Source organism: Rhodoferax sp. GW821-FHT07F03 (assembly GCF_059418745.1).
In genome coordinates, this window is the sequence record NZ_JBWKQM010000007.1 from 123,825 (window position 1) to 150,448 (window position 26,624).

24 protein-coding genes are annotated in these 26,624 nt (G+C 62.4%); 2 read left to right on the forward strand and 22 right to left on the reverse strand.

The features are described 5' to 3' along the window. Window positions 1–16: 16 nt before the first annotated feature. The 19 genes from AC07R0_RS12165 to AC07R0_RS12255 all read right to left on the reverse strand — a co-directional run bounded on the left by AC07R0_RS12165 (window position 17) and on the right by AC07R0_RS12255 (window position 22,330). A complete protein-coding gene (locus tag AC07R0_RS12165) occupies window positions 17–691 on the reverse strand; it encodes a hypothetical protein (RefSeq protein WP_495105012.1) in 675 nt (224 codons plus the stop codon). Then, entirely contained in the window at window positions 691–1,665 is a 975-nt protein-coding gene (locus AC07R0_RS12170) for an MYG1 family protein (protein WP_495105013.1), read from the reverse strand. Before AC07R0_RS12170 ends, AC07R0_RS12165 begins: the two co-directional genes overlap by 1 nt. A gap of 129 nt (window positions 1,666–1,794) precedes the next feature. Further along, the gene (locus AC07R0_RS12175; protein ID WP_495105014.1) at window positions 1,795–2,592 is read right to left on the reverse strand and encodes an outer membrane protein OmpK; all 798 of its coding nucleotides are present in this window, start codon (window positions 2,590–2,592) and stop codon (window positions 1,795–1,797) included. A 173-nt stretch (window positions 2,593–2,765) separates the two neighbouring features. Next, window positions 2,766–3,734, reverse strand: coding sequence for an ABC transporter permease (locus AC07R0_RS12180; RefSeq protein ID WP_495096233.1), 969 nt, complete (start codon window positions 3,732–3,734; stop codon window positions 2,766–2,768). Next, on the reverse strand, window positions 3,727–4,857 hold the full coding sequence (locus tag AC07R0_RS12185) for an ABC transporter permease (RefSeq protein WP_495105015.1): 1,131 nt from the start codon (window positions 4,855–4,857) through the stop codon (window positions 3,727–3,729). The genes AC07R0_RS12180 and AC07R0_RS12185 overlap by 8 nt, the downstream gene beginning before the upstream one ends. Continuing rightward, complete coding sequence (locus AC07R0_RS12190; RefSeq protein ID WP_495096235.1) at window positions 4,854–6,419, reverse strand: ABC transporter ATP-binding protein; 1,566 nt, start codon at window positions 6,417–6,419, stop codon at window positions 4,854–4,856. The genes AC07R0_RS12185 and AC07R0_RS12190 overlap by 4 nt, the downstream gene beginning before the upstream one ends. A 130-nt stretch (window positions 6,420–6,549) precedes the next feature. Further along, a complete protein-coding gene (locus tag AC07R0_RS12195; RefSeq protein WP_495075713.1) occupies window positions 6,550–7,521 on the reverse strand; it encodes a BMP family lipoprotein in 972 nt (323 codons plus the stop codon). Between the two features lie 171 nt (window positions 7,522–7,692). Next, window positions 7,693–8,565, reverse strand: coding sequence for a phytanoyl-CoA dioxygenase family protein (locus AC07R0_RS12200; protein ID WP_495105016.1), 873 nt, complete (start codon window positions 8,563–8,565; stop codon window positions 7,693–7,695). 5 nt (window positions 8,566–8,570) lie between these two features. After that, a complete protein-coding gene (locus tag AC07R0_RS12205) occupies window positions 8,571–9,497 on the reverse strand; it encodes a pseudouridine-5'-phosphate glycosidase (protein ID WP_495105017.1) in 927 nt (308 codons plus the stop codon). Window positions 9,498–9,520: 23 nt separating this feature from the next. Then, window positions 9,521–10,441, reverse strand: coding sequence for a PfkB family carbohydrate kinase (locus AC07R0_RS12210; protein WP_495105018.1), 921 nt, complete (start codon window positions 10,439–10,441; stop codon window positions 9,521–9,523). After that, entirely contained in the window at window positions 10,438–11,091 is a 654-nt protein-coding gene (locus AC07R0_RS12215; RefSeq protein WP_495105019.1) for a TetR/AcrR family transcriptional regulator, read from the reverse strand. The genes AC07R0_RS12210 and AC07R0_RS12215 overlap by 4 nt, the downstream gene beginning before the upstream one ends. Window positions 11,092–11,200: 109 nt before the next feature. Beyond that, window positions 11,201–12,208: an ABC transporter substrate-binding protein gene (locus AC07R0_RS12220; RefSeq protein ID WP_495105020.1), complete on the reverse strand. Its 1,008-nt coding sequence runs from the start codon at window positions 12,206–12,208 to the stop codon at window positions 11,201–11,203. Window positions 12,209–12,235: 27 nt separating this feature from the next. After that, a complete protein-coding gene (locus AC07R0_RS12225) occupies window positions 12,236–13,051 on the reverse strand; it encodes an ABC transporter permease (RefSeq protein ID WP_495105021.1) in 816 nt (271 codons plus the stop codon). A gap of 125 nt (window positions 13,052–13,176) precedes the next feature. Beyond that, window positions 13,177–14,091, reverse strand: a complete 915-nt coding sequence (locus AC07R0_RS12230) for an ABC transporter permease (protein WP_495105022.1) — start codon at window positions 14,089–14,091, stop codon at window positions 13,177–13,179. Next, window positions 14,078–14,881 (reverse strand): ABC transporter ATP-binding protein, encoded by an 804-nt coding sequence (locus AC07R0_RS12235; protein WP_495075705.1) that lies wholly within the window; start codon window positions 14,879–14,881, stop codon window positions 14,078–14,080. The genes AC07R0_RS12230 and AC07R0_RS12235 overlap by 14 nt, the downstream gene beginning before the upstream one ends. Before the next feature lie 138 nt (window positions 14,882–15,019). Beyond that, the gene (locus AC07R0_RS12240; protein WP_495075704.1) at window positions 15,020–16,009 is read right to left on the reverse strand and encodes a response regulator; all 990 of its coding nucleotides are present in this window, start codon (window positions 16,007–16,009) and stop codon (window positions 15,020–15,022) included. A gap of 3 nt (window positions 16,010–16,012) precedes the next feature. Continuing rightward, entirely contained in the window at window positions 16,013–20,422 is a 4,410-nt protein-coding gene (locus AC07R0_RS12245; RefSeq protein WP_495105023.1) for a response regulator, read from the reverse strand. A gap of 174 nt (window positions 20,423–20,596) precedes the next feature. Further along, window positions 20,597–21,139 carry a single-stranded DNA-binding protein gene (gene ssb, locus AC07R0_RS12250; RefSeq protein ID WP_495075702.1) on the reverse strand — a complete coding sequence of 181 codons (543 nt, stop codon included), beginning with the start codon at window positions 21,137–21,139 and terminating at the stop codon, window positions 20,597–20,599. A 24-nt stretch (window positions 21,140–21,163) separates the two neighbouring features. Next, the gene (locus AC07R0_RS12255; RefSeq protein ID WP_495075701.1) at window positions 21,164–22,330 is read right to left on the reverse strand and encodes an MFS transporter; all 1,167 of its coding nucleotides are present in this window, start codon (window positions 22,328–22,330) and stop codon (window positions 21,164–21,166) included. Between AC07R0_RS12255 and AC07R0_RS12260 the strand changes: the two genes are divergently transcribed. Together AC07R0_RS12260 and uvrA are read left to right on the forward strand one after the other, a co-directional pair. Continuing rightward, on the forward strand, window positions 22,272–22,439 hold the full coding sequence (locus tag AC07R0_RS12260) for a hypothetical protein (protein ID WP_495105147.1): 168 nt from the start codon (window positions 22,272–22,274) through the stop codon (window positions 22,437–22,439). The two genes, AC07R0_RS12255 and AC07R0_RS12260, sit on opposite strands and share 59 nt — an antisense overlap. Window positions 22,440–22,530: 91 nt before the next feature. Then, window positions 22,531–25,464 carry an excinuclease ABC subunit UvrA gene (gene uvrA, locus AC07R0_RS12265; protein WP_495105024.1) on the forward strand — a complete coding sequence of 978 codons (2,934 nt, stop codon included), beginning with the start codon at window positions 22,531–22,533 and terminating at the stop codon, window positions 25,462–25,464. Window positions 25,465–25,530: 66 nt separating this feature from the next. Here the strand turns inward: uvrA and AC07R0_RS12270 are convergent, their stop codons facing one another. The 3 genes from AC07R0_RS12270 to AC07R0_RS12280 are packed head-to-tail and all read right to left on the reverse strand — an operon-like array spanning window position 25,531 to window position 26,583. Then, window positions 25,531–25,860: a YqjK family protein gene (locus AC07R0_RS12270; protein WP_495105025.1), complete on the reverse strand. Its 330-nt coding sequence runs from the start codon at window positions 25,858–25,860 to the stop codon at window positions 25,531–25,533. Continuing rightward, window positions 25,841–26,242, reverse strand: coding sequence for a phage holin family protein (locus AC07R0_RS12275; protein WP_495075698.1), 402 nt, complete (start codon window positions 26,240–26,242; stop codon window positions 25,841–25,843). Before AC07R0_RS12275 ends, AC07R0_RS12270 begins: the two co-directional genes overlap by 20 nt. 29 nt (window positions 26,243–26,271) lie before the next feature. Next, window positions 26,272–26,583: an ElaB/YgaM/YqjD family protein gene (locus AC07R0_RS12280; protein ID WP_490591984.1), complete on the reverse strand. Its 312-nt coding sequence runs from the start codon at window positions 26,581–26,583 to the stop codon at window positions 26,272–26,274. Between the last annotated feature and the right edge of the window lie 41 nt (window positions 26,584–26,624).

The window sequence follows — 26,624 nt, forward strand, 5'->3', positions numbered from 1 at the left end:
ACCAATTCAATAGCAATCAGCCCTTGCGGATGAACTTGAAGACCAGTATCCAGAAGCTCAGGATCAGCGAGGCCACGGGGAACTGCAGCGCGGTGGGCATGAGGTAGATGGCCACCACACCGGGTATCCACACGCACCACAAGGCGACCAGCAGCGGCAGGTAACGGCTGCTTAAAAAGTCGGCCGAGAAGATACGCTGCCAGGCGCTGGCGCGAAAGCCGTCTTCGCGCCAGGCGAACATGGCGATCACGGCGAAGTTGGTCATCGGCGAATAGACGAACTGGTCGACCAGCATCTTCTTGGCGATGGTGAGGCCGTCATTGCCTTCGCCAAACAGGCTGACCTGCAGCGCATAAAACAGGTCCACGGTGATGCCGATGCAGCCGAACACCAGGGTGGCGTAGGCCATATCGGCCCACAGCGTGCGGCGCAGCGGCTGGCGCAGCAGCGCAATGCCCAGCAGCTCGGGCACCAGCACGGCAAACGCCGCATAGGTGGCAAACGCCATCGGGTAGCCCCCGGCCTGCTTGACCGCCCCCCACTGCGCCAGCCCCGCCTGCACCGCCGGGCTCCAGGCGTAGGCCAGGGTCAGCGCCACCAGGCCGGCCCAGAGCACCATGCCAGGCAGCAGATTGGCTTTGACCGCCGCACGGACTTGCTGCAGCGGTGTGGGCCTAGCCGGGGCTTCCATCAGACGGGTTCGGCCAGCGCCAGCTCCGCCAGCTTCACCGCCCCCTCAAAACTCCGGGCCCCGCCGATGAACAGGTTCAGGTGGCAGAACACGCTGTCGGGCACACCGGTGACGGCGGCCAGTTCCTGGTCGCGCAGGCCGGCCCAGCTGGCGGGCAGGTCCATGCGGGTGTCGAAGGAGCCGACTTCCAGCGGCACGGTCTTGATCTGGTACTGGTTGCCATCGGAATCCGGGTAGATCACAAACATCACCTCGGGCATTTCGTCCACCACCACGCGGGTCCAGGGCATGCCGCCCTCGCGCAGATGCAGCAGCTTGCCGCCCAGCAGGCGGGGCGCCTGGCGCACGATGTCCATAGCGCGGATCTGCGCCACCTTCTTGCTGATCGCGTGGTCCAGAAACTTGCGCGTGATGGCAATGGCCTCGCGGAAGCGGGTTTCCAGCAGCTGGGCCTTGGCGGCCAGGTCCAGGCCCTGCTCTTCCAGCCAGTGCGTGTTCAGCTGCGCGACCAGGCTGGACAGGCCGAAGATGCCGGGCGCCACATCGCCCTGGCCGGTGTCGACGATGTCCAGGTACTGCACCAGCGAATGGTCTATGGTCTGCACCACGCTGGCCACGGCGGCCTCGTCCAAGCTGTGGCCATGGGTCTGGGCCCAGGCCTGCACATAGGCGGCGCCAAATGCCGACCAGACCAGGCCGGCACTGGCATAGCCCACGCCGGGCACGCTTTGGCCGTCTACCAGCCGCGCTGGGCGCGCGCCTTCAAAGCCACGCTGGTGGTGGTCGAAGCGGCCGGTCGCCGCGTCCCAGGTGCCGCCCACGTCGACCACAAAGTCGGCTGTGGCGATCAAGGCCTTATCGCGGGTGCGCAGCAGGGAATGGGATGGGAACACACCCATCAAAACGCCGACGCCAAAAACGTCGTCAGCATGGAAAGTGCCACTGTGGGTGGCAATCGTGGTGGTTTTTGTCATCTGCCGATTTTAATGACTCTGCCGCCGAGGCTTGCCCCCGGCGCCTACAGAGTCATTACACCGAACAGGCCGCTAGCGCAGTATTTACCTGCGCTAGCAGCTATTTTTTCGATAGCAAAAGTGGCTGACTTAGAAGTTGTAGCGAAGGGTGTAGATGAAAGCGTCCTGGAGCGTAGCCGAACCCAGCTTGTTCTTGGCGTAGCGGTAGGACAGGCCGGTCGTGATATGGGGGGTGGCGTTCCACCACAGCGACAGGGCACCGTTTTGCGCGGTCTTGTTGGCGGTGACTACGCCGCCGTCGCGGGCCATGACCAAGTAGCTGTCTTTGCGGCCCATCTCGGTTTCATGCCAGCTGGAAACCATGAAGGACTGGTCCCAGGCCTTGAAGTTGTAGCCGAATACCCAGCCCGCCATCGTGCCGTTGAACTGGGTGCCGAGATCGGTCTTGGTCTCGTAGTGCGCGCCAAAGAAGGGCTTGATCCAGAAGCCGCCGTTGTAGTACGCGGTACTCAGGCCCAGCACATTGTTCTGATCGCGGAAGCCGTCGTCCATAAAGTTGTAGATGTGCGCGTATAGCTGCACGGGCACGCCGCCCAGCTCGGTCATGTTGATGTGGGCCACGGCCTTCATGGCGTATCGGCGGTCCATGGCGGAGTCGCCCGCGTTGTGGGCGTCCTTGTCGGGGTTTTCCACGTCGAAGAAACCGTACAGATCACCCCACTTGCCGCCCATGCCGCCTTCCAGCTCCAGGTAGGTGAAGTCCTTCTTCACACCAAACGGGCCCTTGCCGGTCTGGTTCAGCGTGTGGTCGGTCCAGGCCAGATGGTTGACGCTGACGTCCTTGAACGACCAGTCGTCGTCTGCATGTGCAGCGGGCGCGAACGCAGCGGCCAGGGCCAGTGCGGCGAGATATGGAGTAGCTTTCATCGAGGATTCCCTGTAGGTGTTGTAAGGGCAGCCTCCAACGCAAGTGTCATGCCAATAATCTGACCTAATGGTCAGCTTTATGCGCACGAAAATGGGGTGCAGCGCCAAGAAAAAAGGGGTGTCCGCCCCACTGGCGAACACCCCTTTTTGAATCAGCTCGAAAGCGCCCTGGTTCAGCGCTCCTTGACGTAGGGCTGGCCCAGCGCCTTGGGCACCGCCGTCTTGCCGATAAAGCCGGCCAGCAGCACCACCGTCAGCAGGTAAGGCAAGGCCTGCACGGCCTGCACCGGGACCTCACCCACGCCGGGCAGGCTGACACCTTGCAGACGGATGGCCATGGCGTCCAGAAAACCGAACAACAGGCAGGCCCACAGCGCGCGCACCGGACGCCAGTTGCCAAAGATCATGGCGGCCAGGGCCATGAAGCCTCGGCCGGCGGTCATATGCGGCACAAACGAGGCGTTCTGCCCCAACACCATGTAGCTGCCAGCCAAGCCGCATAGGACGCCGTTGAGCGTCAGTGCGGTATAGCGCAGGCGCAGCACCGAGACACCGGCGGCATCCACCATGTGCGCGTTCTCGCCCACGGCGCGCAGACGCAAACCAAAGCGCGTGCGGTACACCAGCCACCACACGGCGGCCACCAAGGCCAGTGCCAGGTAGACCATGATGTTGTGGCTGAGCAGGCCCAGGCCGATGATCTGGCCGACCAGCGGAATGCCTTGCAAGGCATCTGCCGCACCGGGCCACAGCGCATGCAGGCGCACGCCGTCGGCCACGGAAGGCGTTTGCCCGCCCTGGTGGAACCAGGCCAGGCCCAGCACCACCGTCAGTCCCGTGGCAATGATGTTCAAGGCCACGCCGGACACCACCTGGTCTCCCCGGTGGCTGACACATGCATAGCCATGCATCCAGGACAAGGCCACGGCGATACCAATGGAGGCCAGCAAGGCGATCGTGACCGAGCCAAAGGCGGCGCCGCTGGCACCGGCGATGAAGGCGGCAAACAGCATCTTGCCCTCCAGCCCCACGTCGATGACGCCGGCGCGCTCGGACAGCAGGCCAGCCAGGGCGCACAGGATCAGGGGCGTGGCCATGCGCAGCGTGGACGCCAGCAGGTCGGCAATCAGGGCTTCATCCATGCTGGGCTCCTGCGGTCTTGGGGGTCAGCAGGGCCAGGCCGCGCGACAGCATGGGCGCAAACACATAGGCCATGGCGCCCGAAAACATCACGATGAAGCCTTGCAGCATCACCACCATGTCGCGGCTGAAGCCGGGCACATCAAAACTCACCTCGGCACCGCCCTGGAACAGCGCACCAAACAGGATGCTGGCCAGCACGATGCCAAACGGGTGGTTGCGCCCCATCAAGGCCACGGCAATGCCGGTGAAGCCGGCACCGGCCACGAAGTCCAGCAGCAACTTGCCATTGACGCCAGCGATCTCGTTCATGCCGATCATGCCGGACAGCCCGCCCGACAGGGCCATGGCAAACACCACCTGGTGCTTGGCATTGATGCCCGCATAAGAGGCCGCGCCTTCGCTGGAGCCCACGGCCCGCAAGCGGTAGCCGGCCCGGCTGTGCCAAAGCAAAAAGTACACACCCAATGCCGCTGCCAGGGCCAGGAACAAGCTGACGTTGAGCGGCGACGAAGGCCAGTCAATACCTATCCAGGCCAGCGCCTCCTGCATGCCGGGCAGCTTGGCCGAATCGGCAAAGGGCGCGCTTTCCACCGACATGGTGCCTGGCGGTTTCAGCCGGTTCACCAGCAGATAGGCCAGCAGGCTGGTCGCCAAAAAATTGAACATGATGGTGGTGATCACCACATGGCTGTGGCGGTAGGCCTGCAGGTAGCCAGGTATGGCCGCCCACAGCATGCCAAACAGCGCGCCGGCCAAGAGCATCAGGGGCAGCATGACCACCGCTGGCAGGCTGTGCGACAGCCACAGCGCAATCAGGCCCGTGCCCAACCCACCCACCACGGCCTGGCCCTCCACACCGATATTGAACAGGCCGCCATGGAAGGCCACCGACACCGCCAAGCCGGCAAAGATGAAGGTGGTGGCGTAGTACAGGGTGTAGCTTAAGCCCCGCTGCGTGCCAAAGGCACCATGCACCAGCACCTCCATCACCTGGCGTGGGTTCTGCCCCACCAGGGCCACCACCACACCGGCCACCAGCAACGCAATCAGCAAATTCACTGCGGGCAGCAGGAACACATCGGCCCATCGCGGCAAGGGCTTGGCCGTATTCGTCGCGCTCATGCCTTCAATCCTTGTTCTTTGGTTTCCACCATGAGCAGGCCCAGTCGGGCCTCGCTGCAGTCTGCAATCGGCAGCTCGCCCGTAACGCAGCCCTGGTTCAGCACCAGCACACGGTCGGCCAGGGCCAAAATTTCGTCCAACTCGCTGGACACCACCAACACCGCACAGCCCGCATCGCGCATAGCGCGCAGCTGGGCGTGGATGAATTCAATCGCGCCAATGTCCACACCCCGCGTGGGCTGCCCCACCAGCAGCACCTTGGGCGCCTGGCCGATCTCACGCGCCAACACCAGCTTCTGCTGGTTGCCCCCGGAGAATTTGGAGCTGACCAAAGCCGGGTCGCGCGGGCGCACGTCAAAGCGCTCCATCATGGCCGCCGTGGCCGCGCGCATGGCGCCGTGGCGCATCCAGCCCCCCGCGCTGCTGTATTCGGGCAGAGCCTCATAGCCCAGCACCGCAGACTCCCAGGCGGCAAAATTCATCACCATGGCGCGGGCATGCCGGTCTTCGGGCACATGGGCCAAGCCCAGGCTGCGGGCCACGCCCGGGGTGAGCCACTGGCCTGGGGTGAAGCTGCGACCACCCAGCTGCAGCTCGCCCGCGCTGGGGGCCAGCAGACCGGACAATACCTCCAGCAGCTCGCTCTGGCCGTTGCCGGCCACGCCGGCCACGCCGACGATTTCGCCAGCGCGCAGGCTCAGGTCAAAGTCCTGCAAACGGGTCACCTGCAGCGCGTCACGCACCACCAGCCCGCGCGCCTGCAGCAACACCGCGCCCAATTCGACGGCCGTATCGCCCTGGCGGCCCATATTCACTTTGCGGCCCACCATGGCTTCGGCCAGTATCTCCACCGAGGCCTGGGCAATGGCGCATTCATGCACCACGCGCCCACTGCGCATGACGGTAACATGGTCGCACAAGCGCATCACTTCCTTGAGCTTGTGGGTAATCAGCAAGATGGTGGTACCCTGCGTGCGCAGACGCGCCAGCACCTCGAACAATTGTTCGGTTTCCTGTGGGGTGAGCACGGCGGTGGGCTCATCCAGGATCAGTATCTTGGCGCCACGGTACAGCGCCTTCAGAATTTCCAGGCGCTGGCGGTCGCCAACGGAGAGCTGGTCCACCGTGGCGTCCAGGTTCACGTGCAGGCCGGTAGATTGCATCAGCGCACCCAGCTTGCTGCGCACGATGCTCTCAGCTTTGCTCAGCAGTGCATGAGGCTCGGCACCCAGCATGACGTTTTCCAGCGCGGTCAGCGTGTCCACCAGCATGAAGTGCTGGTGGACCATGCCAATGCCCAGCGCTATGGCTTCATGCGCATTGCGGATGCGGGCGGGCTGGCCAAAGACTTCGATGCTGCCGCTGTCGGCACTGTAGAAGCCGTACAGGATGGACATCAGCGTGCTTTTGCCAGCGCCGTTCTCGCCCACGATGCCGTGCACCGTGCCAGAACGCACGCGCAAGTCCACGCCGTCATTGGCCCGCACAGCGCCAAAATGCTTGCTGATGCCCGCCATGTGCACAGCGGTCGCATCCACCACAGAAGATTGTTGGGTTGTCATGGAAATCCGAGGTGCCGGGTTGCGCGACGCGCCCCTCCAGAGAACCCGTGGAACCGGCTCAGCCGGGCCACTGGGTTCGCCCCCTGCAGGGGGTTGGCGGAAACGCGCAGCGTGGAGCCTGGGGGGGAGCCTATTTACAAGCGTTGGCGGTCATGTAGTCCACGACCTTGATCTTGCCGCTGATGATGTCGGCCTTGGCGGCATCGACCTTCTTCTTCATCTCGGGCGTCACCAGCTTGGCATTGAACTCGTCCATGGAGTAACCCACGCCGTCTTCCTTCAAGCCCAAGGAGGTCACACCGGCTTTGTAGTTCTTCAGGATGTTGTACACCGCCACGTCCACGCGCTTGACCATCGAGGACAGCATGGTGCCAGGCTGCACATAGTTCTGGTTGCTATCCACACCGATGGCGAGTTTGCCTGCGTCTTTGGCCGCCTGGTAAACACCGATACCGGTACCGCCCGCAGCCGCGAACACCACGTCGGCGCCCTTGGCAAACTGGGACTTGGTCAGCTCGCCACCACGGCCTGGATCGTTCCAGGCGGCACCGGTGGTGCCGGTCATGTTGGCAAAGGTTTCTACCTTGGGGTTGGCGTACTTGGCGCCTTGTTCATAGCCGCACTGGAACTTGCGGATCAGCGGAATGTCCATGCCACCCACAAAACCGACCTTGCCGGTCTTGCTGGCTTCAGCGGCCAGCATGCCGACCAGGAAGCTGCCTTCATGCTCCTTGAACACTACCGACTGCACGTTGGGCGCTTCCACCACGTCATCGATGATGGCGAATTGCAGCTTGGGGAATTCCTTGGACACCTTGGCCATGGCGGAGGCCTGGCTGAAGCTGATACCAATGATGGGGCTGGCACCGCGCTCGGCCATGCGGCGGATGGCTTGCTCGCGCTGGGTTTCGTTGGCGACTTCGAATTCCAGGTAGGGCTTGCCGGTCTCCTTCTTCCAGCGCTCCATGCCTTCGTAGGCGCTCTGGTTGAAGGATTTGTCAAACTTGCCACCCATATCAAAAATGATGGCCGGGTCGGCCCAGGCGGAGAAGGTGGAAACCAGCGCGGCGGCCAAGAAGCCCAGTTTGAGTGTGTTTTTCATGTTGGTTTAAGTTTCAGGGTGGTGGTTGACGAAGAACCCGCTGTAATTGAGTGGGCAGAATGTAGCGCCATTTCAATTCAGCAGGAATTGTGCCCGTTATAGGCAAAATATGAAAAGTGGTATGCGGGTGTAAGAGCCTATGCAGTCCTCCTTATGCCTGTGGAACCATGCCTACATAAAGCCGGTAAACGGCATGCCTTGCGGCTGTATCCAATTGCTGTCTGGATAATGCGCCCGCCCGTCCACCGCATGCAAGGTATAGGCGTGGCGTGACTGGGCCGAGCGGTTGGGCTCTGACAGGTGCGGAAACAGACCGTTGAACACTATCAAGCTGCCCTGGCGCACCTCCAGCCACTCCAGCTGCTCCATGTCCCATTGCGCGCTGGCTTGCAGCTGCTCCAGCCGCAAAGCGCCATCGGACTGGCGGCGGAATACCTCCTTCAACCCGTGGCGGTGCCCACCCGGTACGCCGCCCAGGCAACCATTGCCGCGGTGCGCATCCTCTATCGCAAACCAGAAGCCCACCACCGACTGCGGCTCGGTGTACAGATAGGTCGCGTCCTGGTGGCAGTTCACCTCACCGCCAATACCTGGCTGCTTGAAGATGTACATGGACTGCAGCAGCCGGGCATCTGCCAGGCCCAGACCATCCGCCACGGCCTGCAAACGCGGGCCACGCGAGAAGGCCTGGAACACCGGGTCCAGGTCATGCATGGCATGGCCCAGCTTGTTGATGGCGCGCTCCAGTGGCACCTGCAGCTGGCCCTGCTCATCGAACGCGCCCTCTTCAAAGAACGCGCCTATGCCGCGGGCCGAGGCGGCAAAGTACGCGTCCTTGGCATGGCGCTGGTCGCGGGCGGAAAAAACGGTGCCGGGCGCACGCGGCGCATGCTCGGCCACCAGCTCCAAAGCACGGGTCTGCAAGGCCTGGCACTGGGCCGCAGACACAAAGTCTTCCAGCACCAACACGCCGTCGCGCGCATAGGCGGCCTGGGCCTCGATGGAGAGGCCCTGCGCGTCGTCCAGCACCGTGCGGTAGACCATGGTGCTCAGGCCACCCGCTGTTGGTAGGCGACTGCGATTCCCGCCGCCAACCGGGCATTGTTCAACACCAGCTGGATGTTGGAAGCCAGGCTGTTGCCACCAGTGATCTCGCTGACGCGGGCCAGCAAAAACGGCGTGGATTGCTTGCCCGCCACGCCCTGGGCACGGGCCTCCTGCAGCGCCTGCTCGATGGCTGCGTCAATGGTCGCGCGCGGCATGGCATAGGCCTCGGGAATCGGGTTGGACACCACCATGCCACCCTGCAGCCCCATGGCCCACTGGGCCTGCATGGCGCCGGCGATGGCGTCGGGCGTGTCCAGCCGGTAGTCCACCTTGAAGCCGCTTTCGCGGGTGTAGAAAGCCGGCAGATTATTGGTCTGGTAGCCCACCACGGGCACACCATGGGTTTCCAGGTATTCCAGCGTCAGCCCCAGGTCCAGAATCGACTTGATGCCGGCGCACACCACGGCAACTGGAGTCTGGGCCAGCTCCAGCAGGTCTGCAGAAATATCAAAGCTCTGCGCCGCACCCCGGTGCACGCCGCCGATGCCGCCGGTGGCAAATACGCGGATACCGGCCATGGCCGCAATCAGCATGGTCGAGGCGACGGTGGTGGCACCGGTCTGGCCTGCGGCCACGATGAACGCCATGTCGCGGCGGCTGACCTTGACGACGTCACGGCCGCCACGCCCCAGTTGTTCAATTTCCGCCGGGCTGAGGCCGACTTTCAAACGTCCCTGCACGATGGCGATGGTGGCCGGCACGGCGCCATGGGCGCGCACCTCGGCCTCTACCTGCAGCGCCGTCGCCACATTGTTTGGGTAGGGCATGCCATGGGCAATGATGGTGGACTCCAGCGCCACCACAGGGTGCTTGGCGGCCAGGGCAGCCGCTACTTCGGGATGGATGTCGAGAAAAGGAATAGCCGTCATCAAAATCTTTCTAGGTCACATATTCAGGTCGTGCACAGCCATTGTTGCACCAGCGCCAGCGACAGCTGGGGGTGGTTGGCACCCTGTACGCCCAGCGTCAGGGCCGCACAGGCAGAGCCAAAGTCCACCGCTTCCGACAGAGTTTGACCCTGGGCATGCGCATGCATCAGCCCGGCCATGAGCGCGTCGCCCGCGCCGGTGGCATTGACCACCGCGACATGCGGCGCACTCTGCAGACCCTGGCTGCCATCCGCATCGCTCCAGAACACGCCTTGCACACCAAAGCTCAGCACCACCTGCCGCACGCCCTTGCGGTGCAGCCAGGCCGCCACGGCGGGCGCGTCGGTCAGACTGTCCAGCGGCAAGCCCGTCAGGGCCTGGGCTTCAAGCCGGTTGGGCTTAAGCAGGTGCACATACTGCAGCCAGGGGGCAATGCGCTGGCATTTGTGGGTGGATACGGTATCCACAAAAATCGGCGTACCGGCGCTGTGCGTGCATAACCAGGCCAAGGCCGCATCGGTCAGATTGCAGTCCAGCAGCAGGGCCTGGGCGGCGGCGATATCGGCGGCCAGGGGCGCCAGCCGCTCGGGCGTGATACGCGCCACGATGCGCATATCGTTCACGGCCATGGCCATATCGCCGTCCGGCCCGTGCAATGACAAATAGCTGGAGGTAGCCTCCCCCGGCAGCACCCAGCAGGCGCACAGATCCACGCCGGCAGCGGCGGTGGCATTCAGCAGGCTGCGGCCTGGCGTGTCGTCGCCCACCGCGCTGACCAGCCGCGTGCGGTTACCCAGGCGCGCCAGGTTTTCGGCCACATTGCGTGCCACGCCGCCAGGGGCCAAAGCGATATGGCCAGGATTGGAGTCGCCCAGCACCACGGCCTGACTGCTGTGGCCGGCAATGTCCATATTCGATGCGCCTACGGCCACCATATAACTCATGGCGCAGGGTCCGGGTTCAGGCCGCAACCGCGCAGTATCAAGGACAGCACATGGGTAGTGGCGCGGCTGTGGTCGTTGCGGGTCAGGGCCGGCTTACCCAGCACGGCGCTGACCTGGATATCGAAGTCGGCATAAGTCTGGGTGGCTGCCCAGATGGTGAAGAACAGGTGCGTGCTGTCCACCGGGGCCATCTTGCCCTCGGCAATCCACTGGTCGATGACGGCGGCCTTGGCGCGCACGGTGGCGCGCAGCTCGGTAGCCAGCAACTGCCGCACCACGGTGGCGCCGTGCAGCAGCTCATTGGCCCAGACCTTGGACGCATGCGGCCGCGCAGCAGACAGTGCCATCTTGCTGCGGATGTAAGCACCTATCGCCTGGCTCGGGTCAGCCTCGGGGGTGATGCCGTGGGTGGGCGCCAGCCAGTCCTCAAGGATGCGGGCCAGCACCGCGCGGTACAGCGCCTCCTTGTTGCCAAAGTAATAGTGCAAATTGGCCTTGGGCAGGCCGGATTCTTCGGCAATCTGCGCCATGGTGGCGCCGCTGAAACCCGCCCCGGCAAACACGCGTTCTGCCGCGGCGAGTATCAGCTCTTCATTGGCCTGGCGGATCTGGCCCTTGGTATCCGCCGTGCTGGTTGTCAATCGACTCATTCCCTGTCCACTTCCCTACGATATCTGGTGCGCCAGCCCAGGCCATGCTGGGCTGCGGCAAGCAAAATGGACACCATAACGGATGGAAGCAGTGGAGGTGGGCCGACAACTACTTTTTGGTGGCCGCGTCCCACACCACGTGGCTCATGGCAGCGGCGCCCGGGTCTTTCTTGATGACCGGAGCGCTGCCGCCCGACATCAGAACTTTAACGGTGCGCTCATAGGCAGCGGGTTCCAGATAGCCCATCTTCGCCGTGTTGGCGGTGGTGATCAGCTTGGCCACGTTCTCCATCTGGCGCTTTTGCACGGCCAGGGTGGCGCTACCGGACATGTCATTGGCCACCACGATCTTGGCCGCCTCCTCGGGGTTCTTCACTGCGTCGTTCCAGCCCTTGAAGGTGGCCTTCAGGAACTTGCCCATGCGGGCTACGAAGGCCGGGTCTTTGAGCTTGGATTCGAGCACATACAAGCCGTCTTCCAGCGAGGCCACACCCTGGTCTTCGTAGAAGAAGGTGACCAGGTCGCTCTCTTTCACGCCGGCGTCGATGATCTGCCAGTACTCGTTGTAAATCATGGTGGACACGCAGGCGGCCTGGTTCTGCAGCAGCGGGTCGACGTTGAAGCCTTGCTTCAGCACCTTGATGTCGGTATCGGGCTTGTAGCCCAGCTTGCCCATCCAGTTCAGGAACGGGTATTCATTGCCGCCATACCAGACGCCCAGGGTCTTGCCCTTCAGGTCTTTCGGGCTGCTGACGCCGCTGGCCTTTTTGCAGGTCAGCATCAGGCCCGAGCGGTTGAACACCTGGGCGATGTTGACCAGCGGCACACCGGCTTCGCGCGCGGCCAGCGCGTCGGGCATCCAGTTGACGATGACGTCGGCGCTATTGCCGGCAATCACCTGCACCGGCGAAATATCCGGGCCACCGGGCTTGATGGTCACGTCCAGCCCCTCGGCCTTGTAGTACCCCTTGGCGGCCGCCACGTAGTAGCCGGCAAACTGGGCTTGCGGCACCCATTTGAGCTGCACGGTGACCTTCTCTTGTGCCTGGGCGGCAAGGCTGCCAACCGCAAACGCGGCGGCCAGCAGGCATTGACTCAACTTGGACAGTTTTTGCATCAAATACTCCTAGGTGGGGAAAGTTATTTATCGAGACCGAACCGATGGATGCCAGAACGCAAAGTGCCGCTCCAGCTGCACCAACAACGCATAGGCCGCCGACCCGGTGATGGCGGCAACCACAATCGCGCCCCACACCAACGGCATATGCATCTTGGCCGCCTCGGTGGAAATGCGAAAGCCCAGGCCCGCGGTGGGCGAGCCAAAGAACTCGGCCACGATGGCACCGATCAGCGCCAAAGTGGCATTCACCTTCAGCGCGCCGAAGATGAAGGGCATTGCGCTGGGCAGACGCAGTGCCAGCAGGGTCTGGCCGTAGCCGGCGGCATAGCTGTACATCAGCTCGCGCTCCAGCTTGCCCGCGGCCTTCAGGCCGGCCAGAGTAGACACCAGCATGGGGAAGAAGGTCATCAGCACCACCACCGCTGCCTTGGACTGCCAGTCAAAGCCAAACCACATCACCGCGATCGGCGCCACACCCACCAGAGGCACGGTGCTGGTCAGCGAGGCGATGGGCAGCAAGCCGCGCTGCAGAAACGGCAGGCGGTCTATCGCCACCGCCACGGCAAAGCCCAGGGCGCAGCCCAGCAGCCAGCCCGTCAACACCGACTTCAGCACGGTCTGCACAAAGTCTGTCCACAGCACCGGCCACTGATCGGCCATAGCCTGGGCAATGAACCAGGGCGCGGGCAGCAGCACACGCGGCACCTCGAATGCCGTCACCAGCAGCTGCCAGAAGTACAACAGCCACAGACCGAACAGGCCGGCCGTCAGCATCCCGTAAATGGCCCGTCCATCCAACGCGGCACAGGCTCGCACCGTCCACACAGACAATACCAGCACCAACAAAAGTCCAGGATAAAAAAGGCCGCCAGCGCTTGATTTACCTGCGCTAGTAGCTATAAAAATAGAAGCAAGCACAGCACTAACGAGCACCAGGCCAGCCACGGCCACCGGGCTGCGCGCCTTCATGCTGCAGCCCCCGTCCGCACACCGTGGCGGCGCAACACCAGGCGCTCCACGCCCAGCACGGCAGCAGTCAAACCCAGGCCGAGCAAGGCCGACATCAACAGGGCCGACCAGATGGCCACCGTGTTGCCGTAGTAGGAGCCCAGCAGCAGCTTGGCCCCCAGGCCGGCCTGCGCCCCGGTAGGCAGCTCGGCGACCATGGCACCCACCAGACCTGCAGCGATGCCCACGCGCAGCGCGGGAAACAAGAACGGCAAAGCCGCAGGCACGCGCAGCAGCCAGAAGGCCTGCCAGGGCGAAGCCGCATAGGTATACAGCAGCTCGGTGTCGATCTTCTGCGGCGAGCGCAGGCCCTGCACCATGGCCACCGTGACCGGGAAGAAGCACAGGTACATGGCAATCACCGCCTTGGGCCAGACGCCGGAGAAACCCAGGCTGCCCAGAATGATCAGCACGATGGGCGCAATCGCCAGCACCGGAATGGTTTGCGAAGCCACGATCCAGGGCATCAGGGCCTTGTCCAGCGTACGCGAATGCACGATGCCAGCCGATAACAGCAAGCCAAACAACGTGCCCATCACAAAGCCCAGCAGGCTGGACTGGGCGGTGACGGCCACGTGGTACAGCAGATTGCGCGGCGAATCCACCGGCCAATCAACCAGGCTGGACCAGAAGTCCAGCGCCACCTGCTGCGGCGACGGCAGCACCGGGCGCTGCATGGACAACGTGGTCTGCACCAGATCGGTCCAGGTCCAGCTGGCGCCGGGCGCCAGGCGCGGTGTGATGACGCGCTCGATGGCACCGGGTGCGTTCAACCACACGGCGCCTGCGTACCAAAGCAAGATCACCGCCAGCAGCACGGTGGCAATGGGTATGCCGCTATCGAAAGCGGAGCGGCGTTTAATGGTGACCATCTGCCAACGACTCCCGCACGGCGTGCGCCAAGGCCATGAATTCCGGCGTGTCGCGCAAGCCCAGGTGGCGTGCATCGGGCAGGGTGGATTCGATCACCTTCACGATGCGCCCTGGCCGCGGCGACATGACCACGATGCGGGTCGACAGGTACACCGCCTCGGCAATCGAATGGGTAACGAACACCACGGTTCGGCGCTCGCGCTGCCAAAGCTGCTGCAGCTGCTCGTTGAGCCGGTCACGGGTGATTTCATCCAATGCGCCAAAGGGCTCGTCCATCATCAGGATACGTGGCTCGAAAGCCAGCGCACGGGCGATGGACACGCGCTGCTGCATACCGCCAGAGAGCTGCCAGGGGTATTTCTTCTCAAAGCCTTTCAAGCCCACGCGCTCCAGTTGCTCCAGCGCGATGCGCTGGCTCTCGGCCTTGCCGCGACCCTGGATCTGCAGCGGCAGCACCACATTGGCCAGCACCGTGCGCCATGGGAACAACGCCGGGGCCTGGAACACATAGCCATAGGAGCGGGCCAGGCGCGCATCATGCGGGCTGACGCCGTTCACCAGCATGGTGCCGGAACTGATAGGCTCCAGGTCTGCAATGGCACGCAGCAAGGTTGTCTTGCCGCAGCCGGAGGGGCCAATCAAGGAGACAAATTCCCCCTGGCGCACCGTCAGGTCGATGTCCTGCAAGGCATGCACCGGCGCATCGGCGGCGGGATAAACCACGTTCGCCTTACGCACCTCGACGGCGGGCAGGACGGCAACGCCGACGGAAGGATCAGATGGCTTCATGGATACGTGGCTAACTGATGGATGGACATGGGAACCCACTATAAAGCTAACCAAACGGTCAGCTTCTTGGGGTTTAAGCTAGTTTTGTGCCAGTTTCTAGCCATCCATTGCACCGCCCGGGTGCACGCGCCACGTAAATTAACCAGCCTCGACCCGCATCCAATGGGCCCGAATGTCCAGCAGCTCTGGGAGAACGCTCTTGAAAGCCCGCACGATCTCCGGGTCAAAGTGGCATTCGGCATCGGCATGGATGTAGTCCAGGATCTGCTCCACCGTCCAGGCTTCTTTGTAGGGACGACGCATGCACAAGGCATCGAACACGTCGGCCAGGGCAACAATGCGCGCGGACTGGGGAATTTCACGCCCGCGCAAGCCGCCGGGGTAGCCGCTGCCGTCCCATTTTTCATGGTGCCGCAATGCCACCTCGGATGCCAGCTGGAACACCGGCGCGTCGCTTTTACTGAGGATGTCGTAACCAATCTGGGGATGGGTCTTCATGACCTCCCATTCCTCGTTGCTCAGCGGTCCAGGTTTTCGCAGGATGGAATGCGGTATACCCAGCTTGCCTGTGTCGTGCATGGGCGCAGCCAATTCCAGCTGCATGCTGCTTTCGGTATCCCAGCCCACGGCCTGGGCCAAGGCACGGGCGTACGCCGCCATACGCCAGATATGGGAGCCAGTATCGGTGTCGTTGTAATGCCCGGCCTGGCCCAGCATCAATACGGCTTCGCGGTAGCTCTTTTCCAGCGCAGTAGCCCGCACCAAAGACAAATGTGCGGCCACACGGGCTCGCACAATCGGCGGCGATACCGGCTTCACGATGTAGTCCACGCCACCGGCATCAAAGCCTGCAGCCTCGTGCGCCACATCGGTATAGCCCGTAACAAAAATCACCTGCACCGCATGGGTGGGGTCGGTTTGCTTGATCTGCCGACACAGGTCGTAGCCATTGGTATCCGGCAAACCCACGTCCAGCAACACCATGGCGGGCAGGTGTTTTTGCACCGCCGCCAGGGTCTCCATTCCATTGCGTGCAAACACCAGCTTGTAGCTGCTGGCCAGGATATCGCGCATCACGGCCAAATTGCCGGGTTCGTCATCCACAACCAGAATGGTGGGTAAAAGCATGGCCTACTCCTTCAAAGGAATACCCTGTACCCGGGCCAAGGTGTAGACGGCGGCCTCGGCTCCTCGAAAATCGAATCCCTGCACGCAGGCCTGGATTTCTTCCAGCGCATGGGCTGGCATTTGTTGCGCCAATTGCGCCAGCAACGGCTCCACCGGCGTGGGGTCATCAGCATCCAGTGCCACCAATATTGCCCGGAACATATCTTTCAGATTGAGCTCGCCCGCCGCCGATGCTGCGGCCGGCGGCACGATCTTGGCCGGCACCACAGGCGGTACAAAGCGGCCAATCGCATACACCGCGTCTTTGATCGCCTCGTCCAGGCGGGCCAGCACGTGGGTGGGGTCATAGCCAGCGGACAGTACGCGCTCGGCCTCACCTGCCAGACGGGCGGTTTCGGGCAACGCCATGTTCGCCGCCGCCCCCATCAGTTTGTGCGCCAGAGCGGCGGCGGCGGAACGGTCCGCAATTGCCAGGCTGGAATTCATCACGGCAACAGCGCCACCATAGCTGTCCACAAAACGCCGCAGGTAGCCCCGGTAAATATTGACGTCAGACCAGAGCTGCAGACCCTGGGCAACATCCATCACATTCAAAATCGCAGGTGCGGGCATTTCGGTATGCACAAGCAGAGGAACTGCTGCGGCATCGGTATCAGCAGGCTTGCGCGACTGCGGGCGGCGACGCAGCCGCTGGATCAAGGCAATGGTGGACGGTACGTCAAAGGGCTTGCTGATGAACTCTGTCATACCCGCAGCAAATGCCGCTTCCTGCTGCGATTTGAAGGCTCCCGCCGTCAGCGCCACCACCGGCAAGTCCTTGAAATGGGGAACACGGCGCAGCCTGCGTGTAGCTTCGATCCCGTCCATGACGGGCATTTGCACGTCCATCAGCACCAGATCCACCTCGTCAGGGTGTGCCATGAGCCACTTCAACGCTTCCTCGCCGTCTTCGGCCAATGCCACGATGGCACCCTGGTCCGCCAGAATGCGCTGCGCGACCTCGCGGTTGATGTCACTGTCGTCCACCACCAGCACCCGCACGTCCACCAGATTGCGCCCTTCCGCCTGCTGCATCGCATGCGGTATGCCCACTGTGGCAGCCCGCCGGCGCTGCGCTTCGATGACGGCGTTGTACAGGGTCGAGGTAGTCACTGGCTTGTTCAGGATCGCATCCACCAGTTCTGCTCCCGGTTGGCTGGCCAGACTGGACAGAGAGTAGGCGGTGGCCATGATCACAATGGGGCATTCGTCGGGCGGCACGCTGGCCCGTATGGCGCGCGCAGTGGCCAGCCCGTCCAGACCCGGCATCTTCCAGTCCAAGACCACCACATGGGGAAGCTTGCCACTCTTGCGCTCCAGCACCTGCGACAGCACGGCCTCGCCAGAGTCCATCGCATCCACCTGCCAGCCAAGGCCCTGGGCAATCGCCACCACGGCCTGCAAGGCGATCTCGCTGTCATCCGCCACCAGGGCATCTATGCGCACCATGTCGGGCGACGAAAAGTCGGTATGGGGCACCTGCTGCATAGGTAATGTGAACCAGAATTCACTGCCCTCCCCTGGCGTGCTGGTCAGCCCAATCTCGCCACCCATCAAGCCCACCAGTTGGCGGCAGATGGTCAGCCCCAATCCAGTACCGCCGTAGCGGCGCGTAGTGGAGCTATCGGCCTGGGTGAAGGCAGAGAAAACGTCTTTTTGCAATGCCGGCGCAATGCCTATGCCGGTGTCCTTGACGCAAAAATGCAGGACGAGCTTGTTGTCATACATGGACAACAACTCGGTACGCACCTCGACCCTGCCCGCATGGGTGAATTTGATGGCGTTACTGGTCAGGTTGGTTAGCACCTGCTCCAGCCGCAAGGCATCGCCTTTGACGACAGATACGCCAGGAGGCAGCGGCTGAATCACCAATTCGATATTTTTGTCCCCGGCATTGATGCCCATGGTGCCGGCCAGGTTGTCCATCACGTCACCCAACCGGAATGGCGTTTGCTCAATCACCATATGGCCGGCATCGATTTTGGAGACGTCCAGGATGTCGTTGATGATGCCCAGCAGCGAGCGCCCGGAGCCGCGTATCTTGCGCACCATGTCCAGCGCGTCCCGCTCCAGCCGCCCCTGCTCCAGCAGGTAGGCCAGGCCCAGGATCGCATTCAGCGGCGACCGTATTTCATGGCTCATATTTGCCAGGAATTCAGCCTTGCTGCGGTTTGCCGCCTCTGCCACATCGCGGGCCTGCAACAGTGCTGCCTCCGCCTGTTTCTGGGCCGAAATATCCTGGGCGAACACCAGCGTGGCCGGCCCATCGGCCAGGTCAACGCGGGTTGTGGTCTTGAATACCGATACCAACCGCCCGTCCTTACCCAGGCTCATTGCCTCAAACATCTGCTCTATGGGCGAGTCCTCGTTGACGCGGGCTTCCTCGACCAGCAGGTCAGCCCGCGATTTCGGAGCAATCATGGTGCTCCACATAGAGCCGACAAGGTTGTCCGAATCCTCGTAGCCATGCAAACGGCGGTAACGCGGATTCGCGTAGATAAAGCGACCTGCCCGAAGAATCGCAATCGCCAGTGGCGCATCTTCAATCAAGGTTCGGAACCTTGCCTCGCTCTCCCGCAGGGCATTGGTCAGCCGACGTTCCGTTGTGTCGTGGCAGGTCAGTATGAGCTGGTCAATTTGCTTCGCCTCGTCCAGGATAGGCGCCGAATTCAGCTCCATGTAGATCGCTTTGTCCGAGCCTTTGCGCTGAATTTTCATCTGGAAATCCTGCACGTACTCACCATGGAGGCCGCGATGGCTGGGCCACTCTTCTGGAGAAAGTATGTCGCCGTTGGGCAGGAATACGTCAATGCTCGTAATCAGCTCTTCAAATGGCGTGTCCTCGTCAAATAGACCCCACAGCGAACGCGCCGCGCGGTTGCTGCGCACCAGTTGGTGCTGGCGATCCAAGACATACACAGCATCGGCCATGTTTTCGAACACGGCCTGTAATTCATTGCGGGTGCGCAAGACCTCTTGCTCGGCAAGCTTGGCCGCCGTGACGTCCATGTGCGTTCCCATGATGGTGATGGCCCGGCCATCACCGTCCCGTGCAATCGCCTGGGCCCGGCACATCACCCAAACCCAGTGACCCAGCTTGTGCCGGATACGGTAAGTCACCTCAAAAAAGGGCACGCTGCCGTCAATGCAGCGCTCCTTCGCAGCCATATAGGCCGGCAAATCCTCTTCACAAATGCGGCTGCGCCAAAAGTCCGGGTCCTTCTCCATGTCCTGTGGAGAGTGCCCCAACATGGCAAAGGAGTTCGCATCAAAAGTACGTGCGGAGGTAGGCACATGGAAACTCCATAGCCCCAAGTTTGCCCCGCGCAAGGCCAGCTTCAACCTATCGGCCGCCTCCAGGCGTTCACGGTCACGCTCGGCCTCCATCGTTTCTATACGCGCTCTACGCAGCTGGGTCCAATACAGCGCCATGCTGCACAAAAAAACCAGGGCAGCATAAAACACACCATAGACGATGGCCTGGCGCCTTAGCGGTTGTGCGATCACCGCCAACTCACGGCTGACGCCGACGACCAAAGGCTTGTCCATATCCAGCACCGCCGGTTGCACGGTATAGGTGGCGACCTGCCGCTCCCCGCCCCCTGGAAACAAGGCACCAGTCAACTCACTGCTGATATGGCCACTCTGCAAGTGCTGGCTGAAGAGACTGCCCGCTGAGGTGAAATTCGAGCTTTGAAAACTCTTTACAGGCGGGTAGCTGAGCAAAGGCAGGCCACCGCCGTGAATTACAAAAGACAACACATCCGGGGCATACATGATCGGCCGAAAAATGCCTGCAAAGTAAGCCGGGTCCAGGGTAGCAAAAACCACGCCCATGAACTGCCCCTCGGCATTCGGCACCATACGAGCCAGAGTGATCACCACCTCTTTCTGGACGGACACGAACGGCGCTGAGACATATAGCGTAGATACACTGGGTTGGTCGCGCACAGTCTTGAAAAAATCCCGGTGGCTGAGATCCATGCCCACGTACTCAGTGCGGTGGGCCGCAATGGACATGCCGCTGGCATCCAGTACCACCATGGATCGAACGCCCGGCATGGCGTCAACCAAGGCCCGCAAACGCATAGCAAGCTCTTGACTACGCACTGGCCCAGGCCCCGTCATGTAGTCCTTGATAACCTCTTGCAGAGCAAGGCTAGCCACCGTCAAATTGCCCTGGATGTCATTGGCGACCACATTGGCCTGCGTGCGTAAGCGCTCACGCTCCGTCGCATTGACGCGGTCTGCTTCGGCTGTATAGATATAGGCAATGAAAATGCCGACCAAGCCCAGCACCACCACCAAGGAGCGCCATTCAAAGGCCACACGTCGTGAAAGCAAGCGGGGTGTAGAAGGTGCCATTAACTTCATGCTATCGCCTCCACCACACCCGCACAATCAGGGATGTAATACCGTGCTCTGCGCTAAGTTTAAACATCCACCATTTGTGGGACAGATGCAAAAATAAACACACAAAAAAAATGCCCGTACGCTATGAGCACACGGGCGATTAAAAGTTGAGCTTGGGTGCCGCAACAGAACTGGTTAGAACGGGATATCGTCGTCCATGTCATCGAATCCGCTCGAAGAGCGCGCAGCGGGTGCTGGCGCGGGTGGACGTGACGGAGGAGCCATGGCAGGGCGGGCGGCGGGTGCCATTGGGCGACGGGCCGGAGCTGGCGGTGGGCTGTTGTCATAGCCACCGTCGTCATAGCCGCCATCATTGCCACCACCTTGGGGGCCACCCATGCCCTGGCGACTGCCCAGCATGGTCATTTCGTTGGCGATGATTTCAGTGATTGACTTCTCCATGCCAGAGGCGTCGTTGTACTTGCGGCTGCGGATAGAGCCTTCGACATACACCTGCGAACCCTTGCGCAGATATTGCTCCACGATGCCGGCCAAACCGCCACGGAACACCACACGGTGCCATTCGGTAGCCTCGCGGCGTTCGCCGGTTTGCTTGTCTTTCCAGGTTTCGGTGGTGGCAATGGTGACGTTGGCGACCCGGTCGCCACTGGGGAAGGTGCGCACTTCGGGGTCTCGACCCAAATTGCCGACGATGATGACTTTGTTGACGGATGCCATGGTGATTTCCTCTAAGGGGGTAGATTATGCTTTGCCAGGAGCCTGCATAGGCCAGGCAAGCAGCAACCAGACCAGCATAGCCACGCAGCAAACCGCAAACAAGCCCTGGGGCCCGGCGTGCTTGAGCAAGGCGCCGCCCGCCAGTCCTCCGACAAAAAAACCGAGAGATTGCAACGTGTTGTACACCCCCAATGCAGTGCCACGCACATGGGCCGGCGCCAAACGTGACGCCAGGCTGGGTTGGCTGGCCTCCAGCACATTGAAACCACAGAAAAACAGAAACAATAAAGTCGCCAGGCTGCTGACCTGCGGCGCCTGAGCCGCCCACAGCAAGCCAAGCTGTACCAACGCAATCAGGCCAATCGCCAGCAAAAACACGGCCCGCAGATAACCACGCCGTTCCAGGGGAAACAGCCCGCCCCCCATGACCACGAACGAGCCCAGCACCGCTGGCAGATATACCCACCAATGGTGCACCTTGCCCAGCCCGGCCTGCACCAGCAAAGCCGGCACCGCCATCCACATGGCCAGCTGCACCGCATGCAAGATGAATACCCCCGCATCCAAGCGCAGCAAGCCCGCATGCGACAACACTTCAGACAATCTGCCGCGCGGCTGCAATGCATGCTGCAAAGGCTCTGGCGGCACGACCCACAACACCACCGCTGTGCCGATCAGTGCCAGGCAACCCGTCAAGACAAATAGCCCACCCAAGCCAATCACCGCATCTAGCGCCGGCGCCAGCACCAAAGACAGCGCAAACACCAGCGCAATACTGCCGCCGACCAGGGCCATGGCCTTGGTGCGCACCACGTCACGGGTCTGGTCGGCCAGCAAGGCGGTTACGGCGGCCGAGATAGCCCCCGCACCCTGCAGAGCTCGGCCCAGCGTCAACGCGGTCAGGCTATCGGCCCAGGCGGCGACAAAACTACCGGCGGCAAACAGCAACAGCCCCAACACGATCACACGCTTGCGGCCAAAGCGGTCCGACGCCATGCCAAACGGCAACTGCAGCAAACCCTGGGTCAGCCCGTAAATCCCCATGGCCATGCCCACCCGGGCAGGGTCATCGCCACCGGGGAACTTGGCGGCTTCCAAGGCAAATACCGGCAGCACCAGAAACAGACCCAGCATGCGCAAGCCAAAAATGCATGCCAACGACACACTGGCACGCCGCTCCAGCGGTGTCATGGCTGCAGACGCAGCAGACGTTGAAACAGAAGGAGAAATGGAAGCAGAAGGCTGGGACACGCAAGACACCATGGACAAGAGCAAGCACGAAGTGTGCGATTCTCCCTGATCTTCACTATCATGGCGGGTTTACTCTCGCTCTCAGGCTCCATGGGCGCAAGCCCTGGCCTGCAACTGATCTCTCCCAAGGCCGGCCCACTTTGAACCCAGCTCACCCCGAAGCCTCGTCTGAAGGCACTTATTTGCGCAATGCCCTGCAACTGCAGCGCATCAGCATCCGTGGTGCCCGCACGCACAACCTGAAGAACATCGACCTGGACATCCCCCGCAACCAGCTGGTGGTGATCACCGGTCTGAGCGGCTCGGGCAAGTCCAGCCTGGCCTTCGATACGCTGTACGCCGAAGGCCAGCGCCGCTATGTGGAGAGCCTGAGCACCTACGCCCGCCAGTTCCTGCAGCTGATGGACAAGCCGGATGTGGACCTGATCGAAGGCCTGAGCCCGGCCATCTCCATTGAGCAAAAGGCCACCAGCCACAACCCGCGCTCCACCGTGGGTACGGTGACCGAGATCCACGACTACCTGCGCCTGCTGTTCGCCCGCGCCGGCACACCCTACTGCCCTGACCACGACCTGCCACTGCAGGCCCAAACGGTGAGCCAGATGGTGGACGCAGTGCTGGCGCTGCCGGTGGACACCCGGCTGATGGTGGTGGCCCCGATTGCGCGCGAGCGCAAGGGCGAATACGCCGACGTGTTTACCGAGATGCAGGCCCAGGGCTATGTGCGCTTCCGGGTGGATGGCGAAACCTTCGAGTTCGACCAGCTGCCCAAGCTGAAAAAGACCGAGAAGCACAACATCGACGTGGTGATAGACCGCGTCAAAGTGCATGGGGACAGCGAGCCCCAGGCCGTAGCCGCCCAGCGCCAGCGCCTGGCCGAAAGCTTCGAAGCCTCGCTGCGCCTGGCCGAGGGCAAGGCCATCGTGGTGGAGATGGCATCCGGCCAGGAACACCTGTTCAACGCCAAGTTCGCCTGCCCGGTGTGCAACTACTCCATCGCCGAGCTGGAGCCGCGCCTGTTCTCGTTCAACTCGCCCGTCGGAGCCTGCCCTACCTGTGACGGGCTGGGCATGCAAGAGCTGTTCGACCCGACACGGGTCGTGGCCTTCCCGTCGCTGAGCCTGGCCAGTGGCGCCATCAAGGGCTGGGACCGGCGCAACGGCTATTACTTCGCCATGCTGGAAAGCCTGGCCAAGCACTACCAATTCGACATCGAAGCGGCTTTTGAATCCCTGCCCGCACCCGTACAGCAAGCCCTGTTGTACGGCTCGGGCGAAGAGGACATCAAGTTCAGCTATGTGATGGACTCGGGCGCTTCTCAGGGCAAGAAGGTCAGCAAGAAGCACCCGTTCGAAGGCATCATCCCGAACATGCAGCGGCGCTACCGCGAGACCGACTCCAACCTGGTGCGCGAAGACCTGGCCCGCTACCGCACCAGCCAACCCTGCGCCGGCTGCAATGGCTCGCGCCTGCGCCGCGAAGCGCGCCACGTCAAAGTGGGTGAAGGCACGCAAGCACGCGCGATATTTGAGATCAGCCACACCACGCTGCGCGAAAGCTTCGAGTACTTCAAGCAACTGACCATGGGCGGCGCCAAGGGCGAGATTGCCGGCAAGATCGTGCGTGAAATCGGTCTGCGCCTGAAGTTCCTGAACGACGTAGGCCTGAACTACCTGAGCCTGGACCGCAGCGCCGAAACCCTCAGCGGCGGCGAGTCGCAGCGCATCCGCCTGGCCTCGCAGATCGGCTCGGGGCTGACAGGCGTGATGTACGTGCTGGACGAGCCCAGCATCGGCCTGCACCAGCGTGACAACGACCGTCTCATTGCCACGCTGCAGCACCTGCGCGACATCGGCAACAGCGTGCTGGTAGTCGAGCACGACGAAGACATGATGCGCGCCGCCGACCATGTGATCGACCTCGGCCCCGGTGCGGGCGTGCACGGCGGCCGCATCATGGCCCAGGGCACGTTTGACGAAGTCAAGGCCAACCCGGATTCACTGACCGGCCAGTACCTGGCGGGCACGCTGAAGATCGAGGTGCCTACCGAGCGCCACACACAGAAGCAGCCCGCCCCAGGCGAAGGCTGGCTGTCCATCGTGGGTGCCAAGGGGCACAACCTCAAGGGCGTCAACGTGGACTTCCCGGTAGGGCTGCTGACCTGCGTGACCGGTGTGTCGGGCTCGGGCAAATCCACCCTGGTCAACGACACGCTCTACACAGCGGTGGCGCGCCAGCTCTACCGCGCGCACAACGAACCCGCCGAGCACGAGGAAATCATCGGCATCGAGCAGTTCGACAAGGTCATCAACGTGGACCAGTCGCCGATTGGCCGCACCCCGCGCTCGAATCCAGCCACCTATACCGGCCTGTTCACGCCCATCCGCGAGCTGATGGCCGAAGTGCCCATGGCGCGTGAACGCGGCTACGGCGCAGGCCGCTTCAGCTTCAACGTAGCCGGCGGCCGCTGCGAAGCCTGCCAGGGCGACGGCATGGTCAAGGTGGAGATGCACTTTCTGCCCGATGTGTACGTGCCCTGCGACGTGTGCAAAGGCCAGCGTTACAACCGGGAGACCTTGGAGGTGCAGTACAAGGGCAAAAACATTGCGCAGATCCTGGAGCTGACGGTCGAGGCTGCGTACGAATTCCTGAAGGCCGTGCCCACCATCGCCCGCAAACTGCACACCCTGCTGGACGTGGGTCTAAGCTATATCAAGCTGGGCCAGTCGGCCACCACCTTATCGGGCGGCGAGGCCCAGCGCGTCAAGCTGGCGCTGGAACTCAGCAAGCGCGATACCGGCCGCACGCTGTACATCCTGGACGAACCCACCACCGGCCTGCACTTTGCCGATATCGCCCTGCTGCTGAAAGTGCTGCACCAACTGCGCAGCGCGGGCAACACCATCGTGGTGATCGAGCACAACCTGGACGTGATCAAGACTGCCGACTGGCTGATCGACATGGGGCCCGAAGGCGGTGCCGGTGGCGGCACCGTGGTGGGCGTGGGCACGCCGGAGCAGATAGCCGCCAATCCCGCCAGCCATACTGGCAAGTACCTGGCGCGCATCTTATAGATAAAAAATGCCCCCAGCGCAAGTAACACCTGCGCTGGCAGCTATTTATTTAATAGCAAAAGAAGGTTAGATGAAGCGGCGCAGCAGCTGCAGCAAAGTGCCGGGCTGCCACTGTTGCACCACACGCCAGCCACGCCAGATGGCGAAACCGCGTTTGGCCCAACGCCAAGCCATGCGCGGCTTGAACACCAGCACGACGGCAGCGATAGCCCCCAGGGTCAATGGGTTCTGCCGCGCAAAAGACAACAACTCGGCCGCCAGCCCCGCCAGATGATCCCCCTTCTGGGCCACGCGCTGCAGCGGAGCACACTCGCGCGCCAGCAAGCTGCGCTGGTACTGGATACGTTCCAGCAAGCGCCCGCGCTCGTAAGCCAGCTCAGTGTGGGTCTTGCCCATGGCCCGCTTCGGCTTTGAGTTGGCGCAGGTCTTCCTGCAGTTCGGCCAGGCTGGCTGCAAACATATTGTCGGACACCACGGTAGAGCGGCGCAGCATGGCATAACAGGCCACCGCCAGCCCCACAAACAACACGGACAAGCAAGACAGCACGATCACCCGCTGGTCCCACAGCAAGCTCAGTACCAACACCACGGCCAACACGATGCCCAGACCCGCAAAGGCCACCATGGCCAGCACCAGACTGAGCTCACGCAATACATGGAGTTTGGCGGTCTGCAGCTCGTTGCCGAACAGCTGCAGACGCGTTCGTACTACGGTCAGCAAGGTGACCGGAATACCTTTCAAAGCGGCGTACAGCCCGCCGCCGAACACGTTACGCATGGAAATCCAGGCCCACAGCGGGCCGGGATTCAGCGGCGGCCAATGATGAGACCAACCAGCAGGCCTACACCAGCGGCCACGCCCACGGCCGTCCAGGGGGACTCATGCACGTAGTCGTCGGCGGCACGGGCCGCTACCTTGGTGTTGTGGCGCAAAGCCGCTTCAGCGTCGATCAGCCGTTCACGGGCGTCGCTCAGGCGGGCCTTGACCCGGGCACGCAGGCTGGCGAGCTTCTCACCGGTCTGGTCGGCAGTCGCGCTGAGCATGTCTTCAGCGTCTGAGATGACCGACTTGATATCACTGACCAGTTGCTCTTGGGATTCGATGCTGGTTTTAGCCATGGCGGTTCTTTCAAGTAGGTTGTACGAATAAAGGTTATCAG